The organism is Micromonospora foliorum, assembly GCF_022229015.1.
Lineage (GTDB): Bacteria > Actinomycetota > Actinomycetes > Mycobacteriales > Micromonosporaceae > Micromonospora > Micromonospora foliorum.
In genome coordinates, this window is sequence record NZ_JAKKFF010000572.1 from 1 (window position 1) to 15,296 (window position 15,296).

Genomic DNA, 15,296 nt, shown 5'->3' on the forward strand with positions numbered 1-15,296 from the left:
CCCGGCTCTACCGGGCCGGCGACGCTCGCCTGCTGCACCCGGCGCTGCTGCGCCCCGCCCGCGAGGAGACGGTGCGGTGAGGGCAGCGGAGGCCATCCGCCTGGTCGCGGCCGCCCGCACCGACGCCGACCTGTTCGGTGCCGACCAGCCGGCCCGCCGCTACCGGGAGCTGGTCGCGGCCCTGCACCCCGACCGCCTGCCGACCGACCCGGCGGTACGCGCCGAAGCCCTCGACGCGTTCGTCCGCGTCACCACCCGGTGGCAGGCACGGCGGGTCACCGTCCTCGGCGACTACCGGCTCGGCGCGCCAGCCCACTCGGGTGACCTGGCGGACCTCTACGACGTCGGCGACGACCGGCTGCTCAAGCTCCCCCGCCGCCCCACCGACAACGACCTGATGGCCCGCGAGGCGCACGCCCTGCGCACCATCGCCGAGCGCGGCGACCCGCGCTACCTGCCGTACGTGCCCCGGCTCGTCGACGAACTGCGGCACCGGGACACCGCGACCGGCGCGGAACGGCGGGTCAACGTGCTCGCCACCGCGCCCGGCCTGCACGACCTCGACGAGGTGCGGCGCGCGTACCCCGACGGGCTGGACGCCCGGGATGTGGCCTGGATGTGGCGGCGGCTGCTGGTGGTGCTCGGCCTGGCCCACCGGGCGGGTGTGGTGCACGGCGCGGTCCTGCCCCGACACGTGCTGATCGAGCCGGACGCCCACGGCGTGGTGCTCGTCGACTGGTGTTTCTCCGTGGCCGTCGGAAGCACGATCTCGGCGGCCGTGCCCGGCCATGGCTGGTACCCGGAGGAGGTCCTCACCAAGCAGCCCTGCGGCCCGGGCACCGACATCGCGATGGCCAGCCACTGCATGAGCTGGCTGATGGGGCCGCGCGCACCCCGCGAGCTGCACACCTTCGCGCAGGGCTGCCGGCAACGGTCCCTGCACGCCCGGCCCGACGACGCCTGGCGCCTGCTGCGCGAACTCGACCAGGTGCTGGAGCGCCTCTACGGGCCCCGCACCTTCCGACCCTTCACCCTCACCCCGTAAGGAGCTGTCATGGGCAGTGGAATCTGGTCCACCGACGTGTACGACGCCGCCGACCGCTACCGCCGGTCCACCGGCAAGAGCGCCTTCTCCTACAGCGACAGCGGGGCGCGCACCGTGCACCCCGCGCTGGACCCGCGGGACGCGACCCGGGAGAGCCGGGACTCCGCTGAGCACCCCCGGTCGACGCCCGTCGCGGTGCTCTTCGACGTGACCGGATCGATGCGCACGGTGCCGCGGGTCCTGCAGACCAAGCTGCCGCAGCTGCTCGGGCTGCTGCAACGGCAGGGCTACGCCAGCGACCCGCAGATCATGTTCGGCGCCATCGGCGACGCCACCTGCGACCGGGTGCCGTTGCAGGTGGGCCAGTTCGAGTCGGACAACCGGATGGACGACGACCTCGGCCGGATCGTGCTGGAGGGCGGTGGCGGTGGGCAGATGAGCGAGTCGTACGAGCTGGCCATGTACTTCATGGCCCGGCACACCGTCACCGACAACTGGGAGAAGCGCGGCCGGCGCGGCTACCTGTTCATCATCGGCGACGAGCTGGCGTACCAGCGGGTGAAGGCCCGGGAGGTGGCCGGCCTGATCGGCGACGACCTCTCCGAGGACGTGCCGCTGCGGCAGGTCGTCGACGAGGTGACCCGCCGCTGGGACACCTACTACCTGCTCCCCGCTGGCAGCCACTACGCCGGCAACGCGAAGGTGCTCGACTTCTGGCGGGACCTGCTCGGGCAGAACGCCGTCGTGCTCGACGACCTCGACGCGGTCTGCGAGACCATCGCGCTCACCATCGGCCTCGGCGAGCAGGCAATCGACCTGGACGAGGGCCTGCGCGACCTGGACCGCGCCGGCTCCGGCGCCACCGGCACCGTGTCGAAGGCGCTGGCCCGCCTCGGCCGGGAGCGGCGGGCCGAGGTGTCGACGCTGCCGGCGTTCCGCGACACCGCCAGCGGGGTGACCCGGCTGTGAACCACGTGGCGGTGGTCGACCTCGGCTACGGCGACGCCGGCAAGGGCACGGTGGTGGACTGGCTCTGCGCCACCCGTCCCGTGCACACGGTGGTCCGCTTCAACGGGGGCGCGCAGGCGGCGCACAACGTCGTGCTGCGCGACGGGAGGCACCACACGTTCGCGCAGTTCGGCGCCGGCACGTTCCATTCCGGTGTGCGGACGCACCTGTCCCGGCACGTGGTGGTGGACCCGTTGGCGCTGGCCGCCGAGGCCGACCACCTCGCCACGGTCGGGGTGCCCGACGCGCTCGACCGGCTGACCGTCGACGGGGACGCGCTGCTCGGCACCCCGTACCACCGGGCCGCCAACCGGGCCCGCGAGATCGCCCGGGGAGCCGACCGGCACGGCTCCTGCGGGCTGGGGGTGGGCGAGGCCGTCGCGTACGGTCTCGCCCACCCCGACGACGCGCCCCGGGTCGCCGACTGCCACCACCCGGCGTTGCTGCGCCGCAGGCTGACCACCCTGCGGGACCGGCTGACCGCCGAGCTGGGCCCGCTGGACGCGCCACCGATCGAGGACTGCCTACCCGCGTTCACCGGGTTCGCCGGGCGGGTCGCCATCGTCGACGGCAGCTGGCTCACCGGGGCGTTACGCGCCGGGACCTGCGTCTTCGAGGGCGCGCAGGGGGTGCTGCTCGACGAGTGGCACGGCTTCCACCCGTACACCACCTGGAGCACCACCACCTTCGCCAACGTCGACAGCCTGCTCGCCGAGGCGGGACGGTCCGGCGACGTGACCCGGATCGGGGTGCTCCGGCTGGTCACCACCCGGCACGGAGCCGGCCCGCTGGTGACCGAGGACGCCAGTCTGCCGTTCACCGACCCGCACAACGGCACGAACCCGTGGCAGGGCCGGTTCCGGTTCGGCCACTTCGACGCGGTCGCCCACCGGTACGCCCTCGCCGCGGCCGGCGGCGTGGACGGCCTGGCCCTGACCCACCTCGACCTGGCCGGCGCCGACCTGCGGATCTGCCGCCGCTACGACACCACCGGCCGGCTCACCCCGGGCCCGCCCGGCGACCTGGACCGGCAGGCCGCGCTCACCGCCCGCCTGCTGCGCTCCCGCCCGGTGTACGACGAACCGCCGACGGACTGGGCCGAGGCGGTACGCGTGGAGCTGGGCGCGCCGGTGGTGCTGACCTCGCACGGCCCCACCGCCGACGACAAGACCCCGTGCGGTCCGCTGCTCGCCCCACCGGCCCTGGTCCACGCCGACTGACAACTCGGGGCCGTGATCCGGCGACTCGCCCACCGGGTAGGTCGCGCCCGGCAAGCATGGGGGCATGGACGCCCTGCTCGACCTCCTCCGTGGGACGGTCACGTCGCCGTGGGTCTATCTGGTGATCTTCGGGCTCACCGCGGTCGACGCGTTCTTCCCCGCGGTGCCGGGCGAGGCGGCGGTGATCACCGCGGGGGTGCTCTCGGCGAGCGGGGGGCACCCGAGCCTCACCCTGGTGATCGTGAGCGCCGCCATCGGCGCGCTGGTCGGCGACCACGTCTCGTACGCCATCGGGCGGGGCGGGGGCGCCCGCCGGCTGGCCCGCCTTCCCAGCGGCAGCCGCCGGCGGGCCAGCTCCGAGTGGGCCCGCCGGGCCGTGGACCGGCGGGGCGGAATCATCCTGACCACCAGCCGGTACGTGCCGGGCGGGCGGACCGCCGTCACCCTCACCATGGGCGCGGTGCGCTATCCCCGCCGGTCATTCCTGCTCTACGACAGCATCGGCGCGGTCACCTGGGCGCTGTACTGCGGACTGCTCGGCTACTTCGGCGGGCTGGCGTTCGAACGCGACCCGGTGAAGGGCGTGCTGGTCGGGGTGGGGTTCTCGGTGGTCGTCACGTTCGGGCTGGAGGGCATCCGGTGGCTACGCCGCAGGGCCCACCGCCACGCCTCCTCCCGGCACTGACCCCGCACCCGTCACAGCAGGTCGGCGTCGTACACCAGGATGGCCAACTGCACCCGGTTGCCGGCGTGGAGTTTTGCCAGCGCCCGGCTGACGTGTGCCTTGACGGTGGCCTCGCTCATCGTCAGCCGCCGGGCGATCTCCGCGTTGCCGTGCCCGCGCGCCACCTCCCGGACGATCGCCAACTCCCGCTCGGTCAGCGGTGCGAGCCGCTCACGAGCCGCGTCCCGGCGGGCCGGACCACGCTCGGCGAACGAGCTGATCAGACGCCGGGTCACCGTCGGGGCGAGCATCGCGTTCCCGGCGGCCACCGTACGAACGGCGGCGGCCAACTCGCGGGGCGGGGTGTCCTTGAGCAGGAAGCCGACCGCGCCGGCCCGCAGCGCCCGGTGCACGTACTCGTCGAGGTCGAAGGTGGTCAACATGATCACCTTCGGGCCGGCGGCGACCACCTCGGGCGCGACGGTCAGCCCGTCGATGCCCGGCATCCGCACGTCGAGCAGCACCACGTCGGGGCGTAACCGCTGGGCCTGCTCCAACGCGCCGGCGCCGTCCGCCGCCTCACCGACGACGGTGATGTCTTCCGCCGCCTCAAGGATCAGCCGCAGCCCGGCACGGACCAGTTGCTCGTCGTCGACCACCACCACCCGGATCACGCCGCACCCGCCAGCGGGATCAGGGCCCGGACCAGGAAGCCGCCGTCCACGGGAGTCGCCTCCAACCGGCCGCCGAGCAGCTCCACCCGCTCCCGCAGCCCGAGCAGCCCCAGCCCGGCACCGGGCAGCGCGGGCCCGCCCTCGGACGGGCCGTTGCGGACCAGCACCTCCAGCCCGTCGGGCAGGTAGCGCAGGCAGACGGTCGTCTCGGCGTCGGCCGCGTGCTTGCGCACGTTGGTCAGCGCCTCCCGGACCACCCGGTACGCGGTACGCCCCAACGTCGCCGGTAGTGCCGTTGGCACGCCCTCGTCCTGCCGGGACACCCGCAGCCCGGCGGCACGGGACTCCCCGATCAACTCGTCCAACGTGTCGAGCCCCCGCTCCGGCGTCACGGCCGGGCCGGCCTGGCGCAGCACACCCAGCACCTCGCGCAGGTCGGTGAGCGCCTGCCGACCGGTCGTCCGGATCAGCGCGGCGGCCTCGACGGTCGCCGGGTCCACGGCGGTCACCTCCAGCGCCCCGGCGTGCACCACCATCAGCGAGACCCGGTGCGCCACCACGTCGTGCATCTCCCGGGCGATCCGGGTCCGCTCCTCGGCGCGGACCCGGTCGGCGCGGGCCTCCTGCTCGCGTTCCAGCCGCTCGGCCCGGTCCCGCAGAGCGGCGAGCGTGTCCTGACGGGCCCGTACCCACAGGCCGAAGACCAGTGGGAGCCCGACCAGGCAGGCGGCGAGCAGCAGCAGGTTGCCGGTGGTGGCGGTGGTGATCCGGCGTACGCCACCCACTGCCAGCCCGACCAGCACCCCGCCGGTCAGCACCACTGCCGCACCGGCGAGGTAGCCGGCGAGTTGGCGACCGCGCAGCCGCAGACCGGCCTGGTACGAGGCCAGCACCCCGGCGGCCGCCGCGGCGAGCACCAACCAGCCGACCGCCGCGGCCAGGAACAGCGGCCAGCGGCGGGTCCGGACCGTGCCGGCGGCCCACGCCGAGCCCAGCGCGATCAGCAGCACGAACGCGCCCGGCAACGGCGAACGGACCCCGATGTCACCTGTCGCGCTGGCCCAGACTGCCGCGGCGACCAGGACGGCGAGCAGCGGCGGGGCGTACCGATGGACGACCCGTTGGAGGGCGACGGCGCTGGAGGCCACCCAGCGAGCCTAGGGCTCGGCCGACGGATCGGGCTGCCCCGTGGCGCCGTACCCGGGTGAGGTGGGGGATGACCCCGACCCGCAGTCCGGGCCGGCCGCTACCTAAGTAGTGCCGCCCACCTGACCACTGGCCGATGTCGACGGCCGCCGCCCCGACCAGCATCGGGATCATGGATCTACTCGACCTGCTGCACGACACGATGACCTCGCCCTGGGTGTACCTGGCGATCTTCGCGATCGCGGTGCTCGACGGTTTCTTCCCGGTGGTGCCGAGCGAGACGGCGGTGATCACCGCAGGGGTGTTCGCGGCCTCCGGAGCGCCGTACCTGCCGGCGGTGATCCTGGTGGCCGCCGCCGGGGCGCTGGTCGGCGACCACATCTCGTACGCCATCGGGCGGGGCGGCGGCACCCGGCTGCTCGACCGGCTGCCGCCCGACGGTCGACGCCGAGCCGCCGTCGACCGGGCCCGTCGGGGGATCGCCACCCGGGGCGGGCTGATCCTCACCGTGGCCCGCTACGTTCCGGGCGGCCGGACCGCGGTCACCCTCACCATGGGTGCGGTGCGCTATCCCCGGCGACGGTTCCTGGCCTTCGACGCGCTGGCCGCCGGCTCGTGGGGGCTCTACTCCGCGCTGGTCGGCTACCTCGGCGGGCTGGCCTTCGAGCAGGACCCGCTGCGTGGCCTCCTGCTCGGTCTGGGCCTCGCCCTGACGGTGACGGTGGTCGTCGAGGTGGTCCGCTGGCTCCGCAACCGACGCCGTGCGGCGCGGGCGGCCGAACCGGTTGGCGACGCTGTCTCGGCCGGGGCCGTCAGTCGGCCGGCGGACGCCAGGTGACGCCGTGCAGCAGTTGGGCGGCACCGAGCCAGGCCACGTTCATCATTCGGGTGGCCGTCTTCTCCGGGTCGGCCTCCGGGTGGTCCGCGAGCCAGTCGGCAAGCGACTCGGTCGCGCCGACCAGGGCGTACGCGACGACCTCCAGGTCGACGGCGGCGATCTCGCGGCCCTCGGCGCGTAGCGCGTGGTCGAGCATCCCGGCGACCACCTCGACCAGCCGGGCCCGCATGGTGGCCAGCTCGCCGGCGAACGGCTGCTCGCCCCGGGCCTGCCGGTAGAGCACCGCCCAGCCGTCCCGGTGGGCGCCCACGAAGCCGAAGAACGCCTTGAGCCCGCGCCAGAGCCGCTCGTCGGCCGGCAGGTCGGGGGCCGCCGCCCCGGCGATGGCCTGCATCATCCGGGTGCCCTCCCGGTGCAGGCAGGCGACGAAGAGCTCCTCCTTGGTGCCGAGGTACGCGTACACCATGGGTTTGGAGATGCCGGCGTCCTCCGCGATCTCGTCCATGCTGGCGGCGTGGAAGCCGCGCCGGGAGAAGACCTTGACGGCCGCGTCGAGCATCTGCTGCTCGCGGACGGCGCGTGGTAGGCGCTTGAAGGCGGGGACGGTGGACACCTTGCGAGCATACCTACTCGTGCGTAGGGTTACGCGCGAGTAGCCAATTCTTCCGGAAGGCGCACCTGATGACTGACTTCGACCCGGCCACCTTCGCCAACGTGGGCCCCAAGGAGTTCGCCCAGCTGGTCAAGTCCACCCCGGACGACAAGATCGCCCAGGTGATGTCGGGTGACCTGCGCGACAAGGTCCTGGGCGAGGTGTTCGGCCGGATGCCGTCGCTGTTCCGCGCGGACCGGGCCGGTTCCACCAACGCGGTCATCCACTGGATCATCACCGGTCGCCCCGACGGCGGCAGCGACACCTACGAGGTGGTCATCGCCGACGGCACCTGCGTCGTGAACGAGACCCCGCAGCACGACCCGAAGCTGAGCCTCACCATGGGCCCGGTCGAGTTCCTGAAGATCGTCTCCGGTGGCGCCAACCCGGTGATGATGTTCATGACCGGCAAGTTGAAGGCGAAGGGCGACCTCGGCCTCGCCGCCAACATCGCCAACCTGTTCGACATCCCCAAGGCCTGACATGGCTGAGTTCTCGCTCGACCTGAACGAGGAACAGCGGGATCTACGCGACTGGGTGCACGGCTTCGCCGCCGAGGTCGTGCGCCCAGCCGCCGCCGAGTGGGACGAGCGCGAGGACACCCCGTGGCCGGTGATCCAGGAGGCCGCCAAGGTCGGCCTCTACGGCTTCGAGTTCCTCGCCACCTGCTGGGCCGACCCGACCGGCCTCTCCCTGCCGATCGCCAGCGAAGAACTCTTCTGGGGTGACGCCGGCATCGGCCTGAGCATCTTCGGCACCTCGCTCGCCGTCGCCGCCATCTACGGCGCCGGCACCCCCGACCAGATGGTCGAGTGGGTGCCCCGGTGCTTCGGCGACGTCGACTCGCCGGCCGTCGCCGCGTTCTGCACCAGCGAACCCGAGGCAGGCTCCGACGTCGGCGCGATGCGCACCCGGGCCGTCTACGACGAGGCCACCGACGAGTGGGTGCTCAACGGCCAGAAGGCGTACGCCACCAACGGCGGCATCGCCGGAGTGCACGTGGTCACCGCCTCCGTCGACCCCACGCTCGGCTCCCGGGGTCAGGCGGCGTTCGTCGTACCGCCGGGCACCCCCGGCCTGGCCGCCACCCGCAAGCTGCGCAAACTCGGCCTCCGCGCGTCCCACACCGCCGACGTCTTCCTCGACGAGGTACGCGTACCCGGCCGGTGCCTGCTCGGCGGACGGGACGCCCTACTGGAACGCCTCGACCGGGCCCGCTCCGGTCAGCGCGCCACCGGGCAGGCCGCGATGCGCACCTTCGAGCTGTCCCGGCCCACGGTCGGCGCCCAGGCGCTGGGTGTGGCCCGGGCCGCCTACGAGTACGCGCTGGACTACGCGAAGGACCGGGTCCAGTTCGGACGTCCGATCATCGAGAACCAGGCGGTCGCGTTCGCGCTGGCCGACATGCGGATGGAGATCGACGCGGCGCGGCTGCTGGTCTGGCGGGCCTCGTGGATGGGCCGCAACAACCGCCCGTTCACCGCGGGCGAGGGGTCGATGTCCAAGCTCAAGGCCGGCGAGGTGGCGGTGTCGGTCACCGAGAAGGCAGTGCAACTGCTCGGCGGGGCCGGCTTCCTACGGGACCACCCGGTCGAACGCTGGTACCGGGACGCCAAGATCTACACCATCTTCGAGGGCACCTCGGAGATCCAACGACTGGTCATCTCCCGGGCGATCTCCGGGATGCAGATCCGCTGACCGCCCGTCGGCCCGACCCTGCGCCACGGGTCGGGCCGACGGCGGCCCGGATTCCACGATCTGTGCCGTCTTCGTCACCCCACGACGACGCCAACTGGGCCTCCAGCCGCGCCCAGTGCATGATCAAGGAAAGAAGCCCTGATGGGCGGGGAGCCAGTCGCCCCGTCCGCGCACCACCCCGAGGAGGTCTGCGGCATGGACCTGCCGTTCATCGTTGCCACACTGACCCGGCGCGGGCTGCTCACCCCCGGCAGCCCGATCCGGGTCGCCTCGCAGCTCAACGCGTTGCGGACGTGGGGGTGGAGCCTGGCGGGCGAGCTGCGCCAGGCAGCCGCCCGGGACCCGGACCGCCCGGCCGTCATCGACGAGAACGGCGTCGAGCTGACCTACCACGACCTGCTCGACCGGGCCGAACGGATGGCCCGCGCGATGCGGGCCGGGCTCGGCGTACAGGCCGGCGACCGGATCGGCGTGCTCTGCCGCAACCACCACGGGCTGATCGAGACGATCGTCGCCGCCACCCTGCTCGGCGTCGACGCGGTGCTGGTCAACACCGGGCTCAGCGCCGCCCAACTGGGCACCGTCGCCGAGGAGCAGCGGCTGCGGCTCCTCGTGCACGACGACGAGTTCGCCGAGCGGGTCCTCGGCCTCCCCGCCGAACTGCCCCGGCTCGACGAACGCGCCCGCGAGGAGTTGGTGGCCGGGGCGCTGCCGGGTGACCTGCACCCGCCCGAGCGCGACGGTCGGATCATCGTGCTCACCTCCGGCACCACCGGTACGCCCAAGGGCGCTCGGCGGCCCACGCCCGGCGGCTTCGGCCCGCTGGTGTCCATCATCGACCGCATCCCCCTGCACGCCCGGGACCGGGTGATGATCGCCGCGCCGATCTTCCACACCTGGGGATTCGCCGCCCTCCAGGTCTGCCTGGCCCTGCGGGCCACCATCGTGCTGCACCGCCGCTTCGACCCGACCGCCACGCTCGCCGCCCTGACCGCGCACCGGTGCGACGCGCTCTTCGCCGTACCGGTGATGGTGCAGCGGCTGCTGGAGGTGCCGCCGCCGGACCCGCGCCCCCCGCTCAAGGTCGTCGCGGTCAGCGGCTCCGCCCTGCCCGGCGGGCTGGCCCCGAAGTTCATGGACGCCTACGGAGACGTCCTCTACAACCTCTACGGGTCCACCGAGGTCTCCTGGGCCTCCATCGCCGACCCACAGGACCTGCGCCAGGCACCCACCACCGCTGGTCGTCCGCCGCACGGCACCCGGCTGGAGATGCTCGACGAGGACGGCCAACCCGTACCGGACGGACGGGTCGGGCGGATCTTCGTCGGCAACGAGATGCTCTTCGAGGGCTACACCTCCGGTGCCAGCCGGGAAACCCACGACGGCCTGCTCGACACCGGCGACCTCGGCCGGCTCAACGCCGACGGGCTGCTCTTCGTCGACGGCCGGGCCGACGACATGATCGTCTCCGGCGGCGAGAACGTCTTCCCGTCCGAGGTGGAGGACCTCCTCGCGCAACTGCCGCAGGTCCGCGAGGCGGCCGTGATCGGCGTGCCCGACCCCGAGTACGGCCAGCGCCTGTCCGCGTTCCTCGCCCTACACCCCGGCGAGACGCTCGACCCCGAGGCGGTACGCGAGTACGTCCGGCACTTCCTGGCCCGGTTCAGCGTCCCCCGGGACGTGATCTTCGTGAAGTACCTGCCCCGCAACGCCACCGGCAAGGTACTCGCCCGCGAACTGCGCCGCTACTACGGCTGACCGCCGGCGCTCAGTCCGGGATCGTGATCCGATCCTCGATCGCGGCGGCGGCGATGTCGGTGCGGTGTTGCGAGCCGGCCAGCTCCACCCCGTCCACCAGCGCGTACGCGGCATCACGCGCGGCGGCCAGGTCGGGGCCGGTGGCCGTACCGCAGAGGACCCGGCCGCCAGCGGAGAGCATCGCGCCGTCGCTGGCCCGGCGGGCGGTGCCCGCGTGGATGATGCCGGCGCGGTCCGCGCCGGTGATCACGTCACCGGTACGCGGCGCGGCCGGGTAACCCGGCGAGGCGACCACCACGGTGACGGCGCTGCCGTCCCGCCACCGCAGCGGCGGGTGCTCGGCCAACGTGCCGGTGGCGGCCGCGTGCAGCAGCCCGCCCAGCGGAGTCTCCAGCAGCGCGAGCACCACCTGGGTCTCCGGGTCACCGAAGCGCGCATTGAACTCGATCACCCGAGGGCCGGCGGCGGTGACAGCGAGCCCGACGTAGAGCAGGCCGGCGAACGGGGTGCCCCGACGACGCATCTCCGCGAGCGTCGGGTGGACCACATCACGCATCACGTCGTCGACCAGGCCGGGCGGAGCCCAGGGCAGCGGCGCGTACGCCCCCATGCCGCCGGTGTTCGGCCCGGTGTCGCCGTCGCCCAGCCGCTTGAAGTCCTGTGCCGGCACCAACGGCAGCGCCGCCTCGCCGTCGGTGACCACGAAGAGGCTGACCTCCGGGCCGTCGAGGAACTCCTCGACCACGACCCGTCCACACTCGCTGGCGTGCGCCAACGCGGCGGACCGGTCGTCGGTCACCACCACGCCCTTGCCGGCGGCGAGCCCGTCGTCCTTCACCACGTACGGCGCGCCGAACTCGTCCAGCGCCCGAGCGGTGCTCTCCTGGTCCGTGCAGACGTACGCCCGGGCGGTCGGCACGCCGGCGGCGGTCATCACGTCCTTGGCGAACGCCTTGGAGCCCTCCAGCTGAGCGGCCGCGCCGGATGGGCCGAAAACGGCGATGCCCTTGGCGCGTACCGCGTCGGCGACCCCGGCGACCAGCGGCGCCTCGGGCCCGACCACCACCAGGTCAGCCGCCAGCTCCACGGCCAAGGCCGCCACCGCGGCCGGATCTGTGGGAGTCACCGTCCGCAGCTCAGCCACGCTCGCGATCCCCGGATTACCCGGCGCGGCAACAAGCGCGGAAACCCCCGAGTCGCCGGCCAACCCGAGCGCAAGCGCATGCTCCCGCCCACCACCACCCACCAAAAGAACCCGCACCCCCGAGATCCTACTGTCCCCCACCCCCATCCCCGTCGGGCCTCGGTGATCAAGAGGTTTGCGTCATCGGTGGACTCGTTCTTGACGCAAACCTCTTGATCACCTTCGATGGGCGGCTGCGATCGCTTGGCGGACCGTGTGGGGGATGTAGCTGGGGTGGAGGGTGTCCTGCCAAGTGAAACGGAGGATGGTCCAGCCGGCGTTGACCAGGCGGTTCTGGCGGCGGCGGTCGGCAAAGGCGGCCTCCGGTGTGCCGTGCGCGTCTCGGCCGTCCGCCTCGGCGATCAGTCTTGGGCCGCGCCAGCCCAGGTCACCTATGCCGAGCAGATAGCCGTCGTCGTCGCGCACTTCCAACTGCAGCGTGTCGGGCGGTACCCGGCCGTCCACGCACCGAAGCCGGCTACGCGTCTCCAACGGTGACTGCGCCCGCCCGTCCGCCTCCTCCAGACAGGCGCGTGCCACGACCGCGCCCCGCCGCCCCCGGATCAGGTTCGGGATTGCCGTCAGCTGCGACGGGTTGATGCGGCCCTGGTTCAGTGCTGAGTCGAGGACCGAGACCGCTGGGTAACGATCAACCCGAAGGATGACGTCCGAGACGGTGCGGAGCGGAGAGGTTGCCGGGATGCCCGCAGCCTTGACGACGTCGCCGGGGCCGACAGTCACCTGATGCACGGTCAACCACGGCACCAGGGGACGCTGGGGCCGGGGTCGATCGACTGGCACCGAGACGTGGACCTGTGATGTCCGCGGAAGACCCGCGATGCCGTGCAACTCCATCGCAGAGTCCAGAACAGCGAAGGCGCCGGGCCCGAGGCTCGTGACCGCCGCGCGGATTCGCGCCCGTCGGCGCGTCGAATCACTCAGCTCCGCGTCTGCAAGGAAGCAGCCACGGAATAGCCGCTGCCACCTGCCGGACCGGTGCAACTGTCGGACCTGGTCTCTGGTCAGACCGGCACGCAATGCCTGGCCCAGGGTGACCATGCCGTCCTGCTCGGCGGCGATTTGGCGAAGAAGCTGGTGTGCACCCACACCCACACCCTGCCCACCCACACCACCCGACCGAAGCCCCTGTGGACAACCCCCAAGCCCCTGTGGATAACCCCTCCCCGCGCCCACTTGGCCTCGTTGATCAAGAGCTTTACGTCAACCTAGGTGGGAAATCTGACGCAAACTTCTTGATCAACGAGGCCAAGTGGGCGCGGGAGGGGGACGGGGGGCGGGGGACGGGGGGCGGGGGGCGGGGCGGGGTTAGGGGAGGAGGGGGTGGAGGTGGACGTTTTCTTCTCGGCCTGGGCCTACGCCTACGACGCTCACCCTCGTGTTGCAGAGTTCCTCTACCCGGGCGATGTAGCGGCGGGCGTTCTCCGGTAGGTCGTCGATGGTGCGGGCCTTGGTGATGTCCTCCCACCAGCCGTCGAGTTCCTCGAAGACGGGCTTGGCGTGGTGGAAGTCCGTCTGGCTCATCGGCATGTCGTCGACCCGGACGCCGTTGATCTCGTAGCCGACGCAGATCGGCACCTTGGGCAGGCCGGTGAGCACGTCCAGCTTGGTGATGACCAGGTCGGTGACGCCGTTGAGGCGGCAGGCGTACCGGGCGACGACCGCATCGAACCACCCGCACCGGCGCTCCCGCCCGGTGGTGGTGCCGTACTCCGCGCCGATCTTGCGCAGGTGGTCACCGTTGGCGTCGAACAGCTCGGTCGGGAACGGCCCGGCACCGACCCGGGTGGTGTACGCCTTGCTCACCGCGATGACCTTGTTGATCGCGGTGGGCGGGATGCCCGCGCCCACGCAGGCGCCACCGGCGGTCGGGTTGGACGAGGTCACGAAGGGGTAGGTGCCGTGGTCCATGTCGAGCATGGTGGCCTGGGCGCCCTCCAGCAGCACCGTCTCGTCCCGGTCCAGGGCGTCCCAGAGCATCGCCCGGGTCTCCGCGATGTACGGCTTGAGCCGCTCCGCGTACGCCAGGTACTCCTCGACGGTCGCCTCGAGGTCGATCGCCTTGCGGTTGTAGACCTTGAACAGGATCTGGTTCTTCTCGCGCAGCGCGAGTTCCAGCTTCTTGCGCAGGATGCCCGGGTCGAGCAGGTCCTGGAGGCGGATACCGATCCGGGCGACCTTGTCCCCGTACGCCGGGCCGATGCCACGGCCGGTGGTGCCGATCCGGGACGAGCCGAGGTACCGCTCGATGACCCGGTCCAGCGCCCGGTGGTGCGGCATGATCAGGTGCGCGTCACCGGAGATCCGCAGCCGGGAGACGTCGACGCCGCGCTCGGCCAGGCCGTCGATCTCGGCGAGCAGCACCTTCGGGTCGACCACCACACCGTTGCCGATGACGATCATCGCGTTCGGTGAGAGCGCGCCGGACGGCATCAGGTGCAGCGCGTACTTCTGGCCGTCCGGGGTGATCACCGTGTGTCCGGCGTTGTTGCCGCCGGAGTAGCGCACGACGTAGTCGACCCGCTCACCCAGCAGGTCGGTAACCTTGCCCTTGCCCTCGTCGCCCCACTGAGCGCCGATGAGCACGATCGCTGGCATCTTTTCCGCCTCCAGAAGGCTCGGGTGCCAGGTGGCGACCGCTCGGCGAGCCCGGGGTGTCAGGTTAACAAGTAGTGACGGCGTGGCCGGCAGGGGTCGCGTCGAGAGGCAGGAGGCTCCTTCCGTGTACGACGTGGTGCTGCTCACCCTCGGTTCGGAGCGGGACGCTCCCGGGGGCTGCGGCAGCGGCGGGGCCTGCTGCGGCGGTGCGACCGCGGCCGACACCGCCCCGACGAGCCAAACCGACACCGGCCAGACCAACGCCGACCAGGCCAGCACCGGCCAGGCCAACACCGGCCAGGCCGACACCGACCGGACCAGCACCGGCCAGGCCAGCACCGGCCAGGCCGACACCGAGCAGTGCGCGACGGAGCGGCCACGGGTGCCGGTGCTGGCGTGCGCCGACGCGCTGAACGCCCTGGGCGCCCGGGTGGAGACGGTCACCGCCCGGTCCGACGCGGAGATCGACGCCGTGTTGGCGCGGCTCGACGGCCCGGCCCGCCCGGACGGCCTCACCTGGCCGGACCCGGACAGCAAAACCCGGCTGGTCGTCGCCACGGCCAGCGACGGGCAGTTGCGCGCCGTGCTGCGCCGGCTGGTCAAGCGGTACGCCCCGGCGCCGAGCAAGCGCCCGGCGGACCTGCCCGGCAACCGGACCCTGCCCGACCTGCCGCCGGTGGCCGTACTCCCGCTTGATCCGGCCCGTGGCGGCACCCACCGGGACCTGGCCGCGCAGCTCGGGCTGCCCCGTGACCCGGCGGCGGTGGCCGCCGCGGTGCTGGACGGCACGCCGC

At 72.7% G+C, this 15,296-nt stretch carries 14 protein-coding genes and 2 pseudogenes; 10 read left to right on the top strand and 6 right to left on the bottom strand.

Annotation, left to right across the window (positions count from 1 at the left end; genetic code table 11):
- From PSH25_RS32065 to PSH25_RS32085, 5 genes and pseudogenes are all read left to right on the top strand, one after another.
- Window positions 1-80: pseudogene (locus tag PSH25_RS32065) on the top strand (DNA hydrolase); the annotation flags it as partial.
- Window positions 77-1,045, top strand: a complete 969-nt coding sequence (locus PSH25_RS32070) for a BUD32 family EKC/KEOPS complex subunit (RefSeq protein WP_238662630.1) — start codon at window positions 77-79, stop codon at window positions 1,043-1,045. The pseudogene PSH25_RS32065 and the gene PSH25_RS32070, both read left to right, overlap by 4 nt.
- Before the next feature lie 9 nt (window positions 1,046-1,054).
- Window positions 1,055-2,014, top strand: a complete 960-nt coding sequence (locus tag PSH25_RS32075; protein WP_238662631.1) for a hypothetical protein — start codon at window positions 1,055-1,057, stop codon at window positions 2,012-2,014.
- Window positions 2,011-3,273: an adenylosuccinate synthetase gene (locus PSH25_RS32080; protein WP_238662632.1), complete on the top strand. Its 1,263-nt coding sequence runs from the start codon at window positions 2,011-2,013 to the stop codon at window positions 3,271-3,273. Before PSH25_RS32075 ends, PSH25_RS32080 begins: the two co-directional genes overlap by 4 nt.
- Window positions 3,274-3,337: 64 nt before the next feature.
- Window positions 3,338-3,958 carry a DedA family protein gene (locus PSH25_RS32085; protein ID WP_238662633.1) on the top strand — a complete coding sequence of 207 codons (621 nt, stop codon included), beginning with the start codon at window positions 3,338-3,340 and terminating at the stop codon, window positions 3,956-3,958.
- Window positions 3,959-3,969: 11 nt separating this feature from the next.
- Here the strand turns inward: PSH25_RS32085 and PSH25_RS32090 are convergent, their stop codons facing one another.
- A complete protein-coding gene (locus PSH25_RS32090) occupies window positions 3,970-4,611 on the bottom strand; it encodes a response regulator (protein ID WP_238662634.1) in 642 nt (213 codons plus the stop codon).
- Window positions 4,608-5,759, bottom strand: a complete 1,152-nt coding sequence (locus PSH25_RS32095) for a sensor histidine kinase (protein ID WP_238662635.1) — start codon at window positions 5,757-5,759, stop codon at window positions 4,608-4,610. Before PSH25_RS32095 ends, PSH25_RS32090 begins: the two co-directional genes overlap by 4 nt.
- Window positions 5,760-5,929: 170 nt before the next feature.
- Here PSH25_RS32095 and PSH25_RS32100 point away from each other — a divergent pair, with 170 nt between their 5' ends.
- Window positions 5,930-6,595, top strand: a complete 666-nt coding sequence (locus PSH25_RS32100) for a DedA family protein (RefSeq protein ID WP_274528245.1) — start codon at window positions 5,930-5,932, stop codon at window positions 6,593-6,595.
- Here PSH25_RS32100 and PSH25_RS32105 read toward each other — a convergent pair.
- The gene (locus PSH25_RS32105) at window positions 6,570-7,208 is read right to left on the bottom strand and encodes a TetR/AcrR family transcriptional regulator (RefSeq protein ID WP_238662636.1); all 639 of its coding nucleotides are present in this window, start codon (window positions 7,206-7,208) and stop codon (window positions 6,570-6,572) included. The genes PSH25_RS32100 and PSH25_RS32105 overlap by 26 nt on opposite strands.
- 68 nt (window positions 7,209-7,276) lie before the next feature.
- Here PSH25_RS32105 and PSH25_RS32110 point away from each other — a divergent pair, with 68 nt between their 5' ends.
- The 3 genes from PSH25_RS32110 (at window position 7,277) to PSH25_RS32120 (ending at window position 10,703) form a co-directional block, all read left to right on the top strand.
- A complete protein-coding gene (locus PSH25_RS32110) occupies window positions 7,277-7,729 on the top strand; it encodes an SCP2 sterol-binding domain-containing protein (protein ID WP_196920508.1) in 453 nt (150 codons plus the stop codon).
- Between the two features lies 1 nt (window position 7,730).
- The gene (locus tag PSH25_RS32115; protein ID WP_238662637.1) at window positions 7,731-8,945 is read left to right on the top strand and encodes an acyl-CoA dehydrogenase family protein; all 1,215 of its coding nucleotides are present in this window, start codon (window positions 7,731-7,733) and stop codon (window positions 8,943-8,945) included.
- Between the two features lie 195 nt (window positions 8,946-9,140).
- Window positions 9,141-10,703, top strand: a complete 1,563-nt coding sequence (locus PSH25_RS32120) for an AMP-binding protein (protein WP_238662642.1) — start codon at window positions 9,141-9,143, stop codon at window positions 10,701-10,703.
- Window positions 10,704-10,713: 10 nt separating this feature from the next.
- On the opposite strand, the gene purD is transcribed toward PSH25_RS32120, so the two are convergent.
- The 3 genes from purD to PSH25_RS32135 all read right to left on the bottom strand — a co-directional run bounded on the left by purD (window position 10,714) and on the right by PSH25_RS32135 (window position 14,502).
- Window positions 10,714-11,964, bottom strand: coding sequence for a phosphoribosylamine--glycine ligase (gene purD, locus PSH25_RS32125; RefSeq protein ID WP_238662638.1), 1,251 nt, complete (start codon window positions 11,962-11,964; stop codon window positions 10,714-10,716).
- Between the two features lie 99 nt (window positions 11,965-12,063).
- Window positions 12,064-12,993, bottom strand: a complete 930-nt coding sequence (locus tag PSH25_RS32130; protein ID WP_238662639.1) for a type IV toxin-antitoxin system AbiEi family antitoxin domain-containing protein — start codon at window positions 12,991-12,993, stop codon at window positions 12,064-12,066.
- Between the two features lie 219 nt (window positions 12,994-13,212).
- Window positions 13,213-14,502, bottom strand: a complete 1,290-nt coding sequence (locus tag PSH25_RS32135) for an adenylosuccinate synthase (protein ID WP_238662640.1) — start codon at window positions 14,500-14,502, stop codon at window positions 13,213-13,215.
- Between the two features lie 124 nt (window positions 14,503-14,626).
- On the opposite strand from PSH25_RS32135, the pseudogene PSH25_RS32140 reads away from it, so the two are divergent.
- A pseudogene (locus PSH25_RS32140) lies at window positions 14,627-15,296 on the top strand (hypothetical protein); the annotation flags it as partial.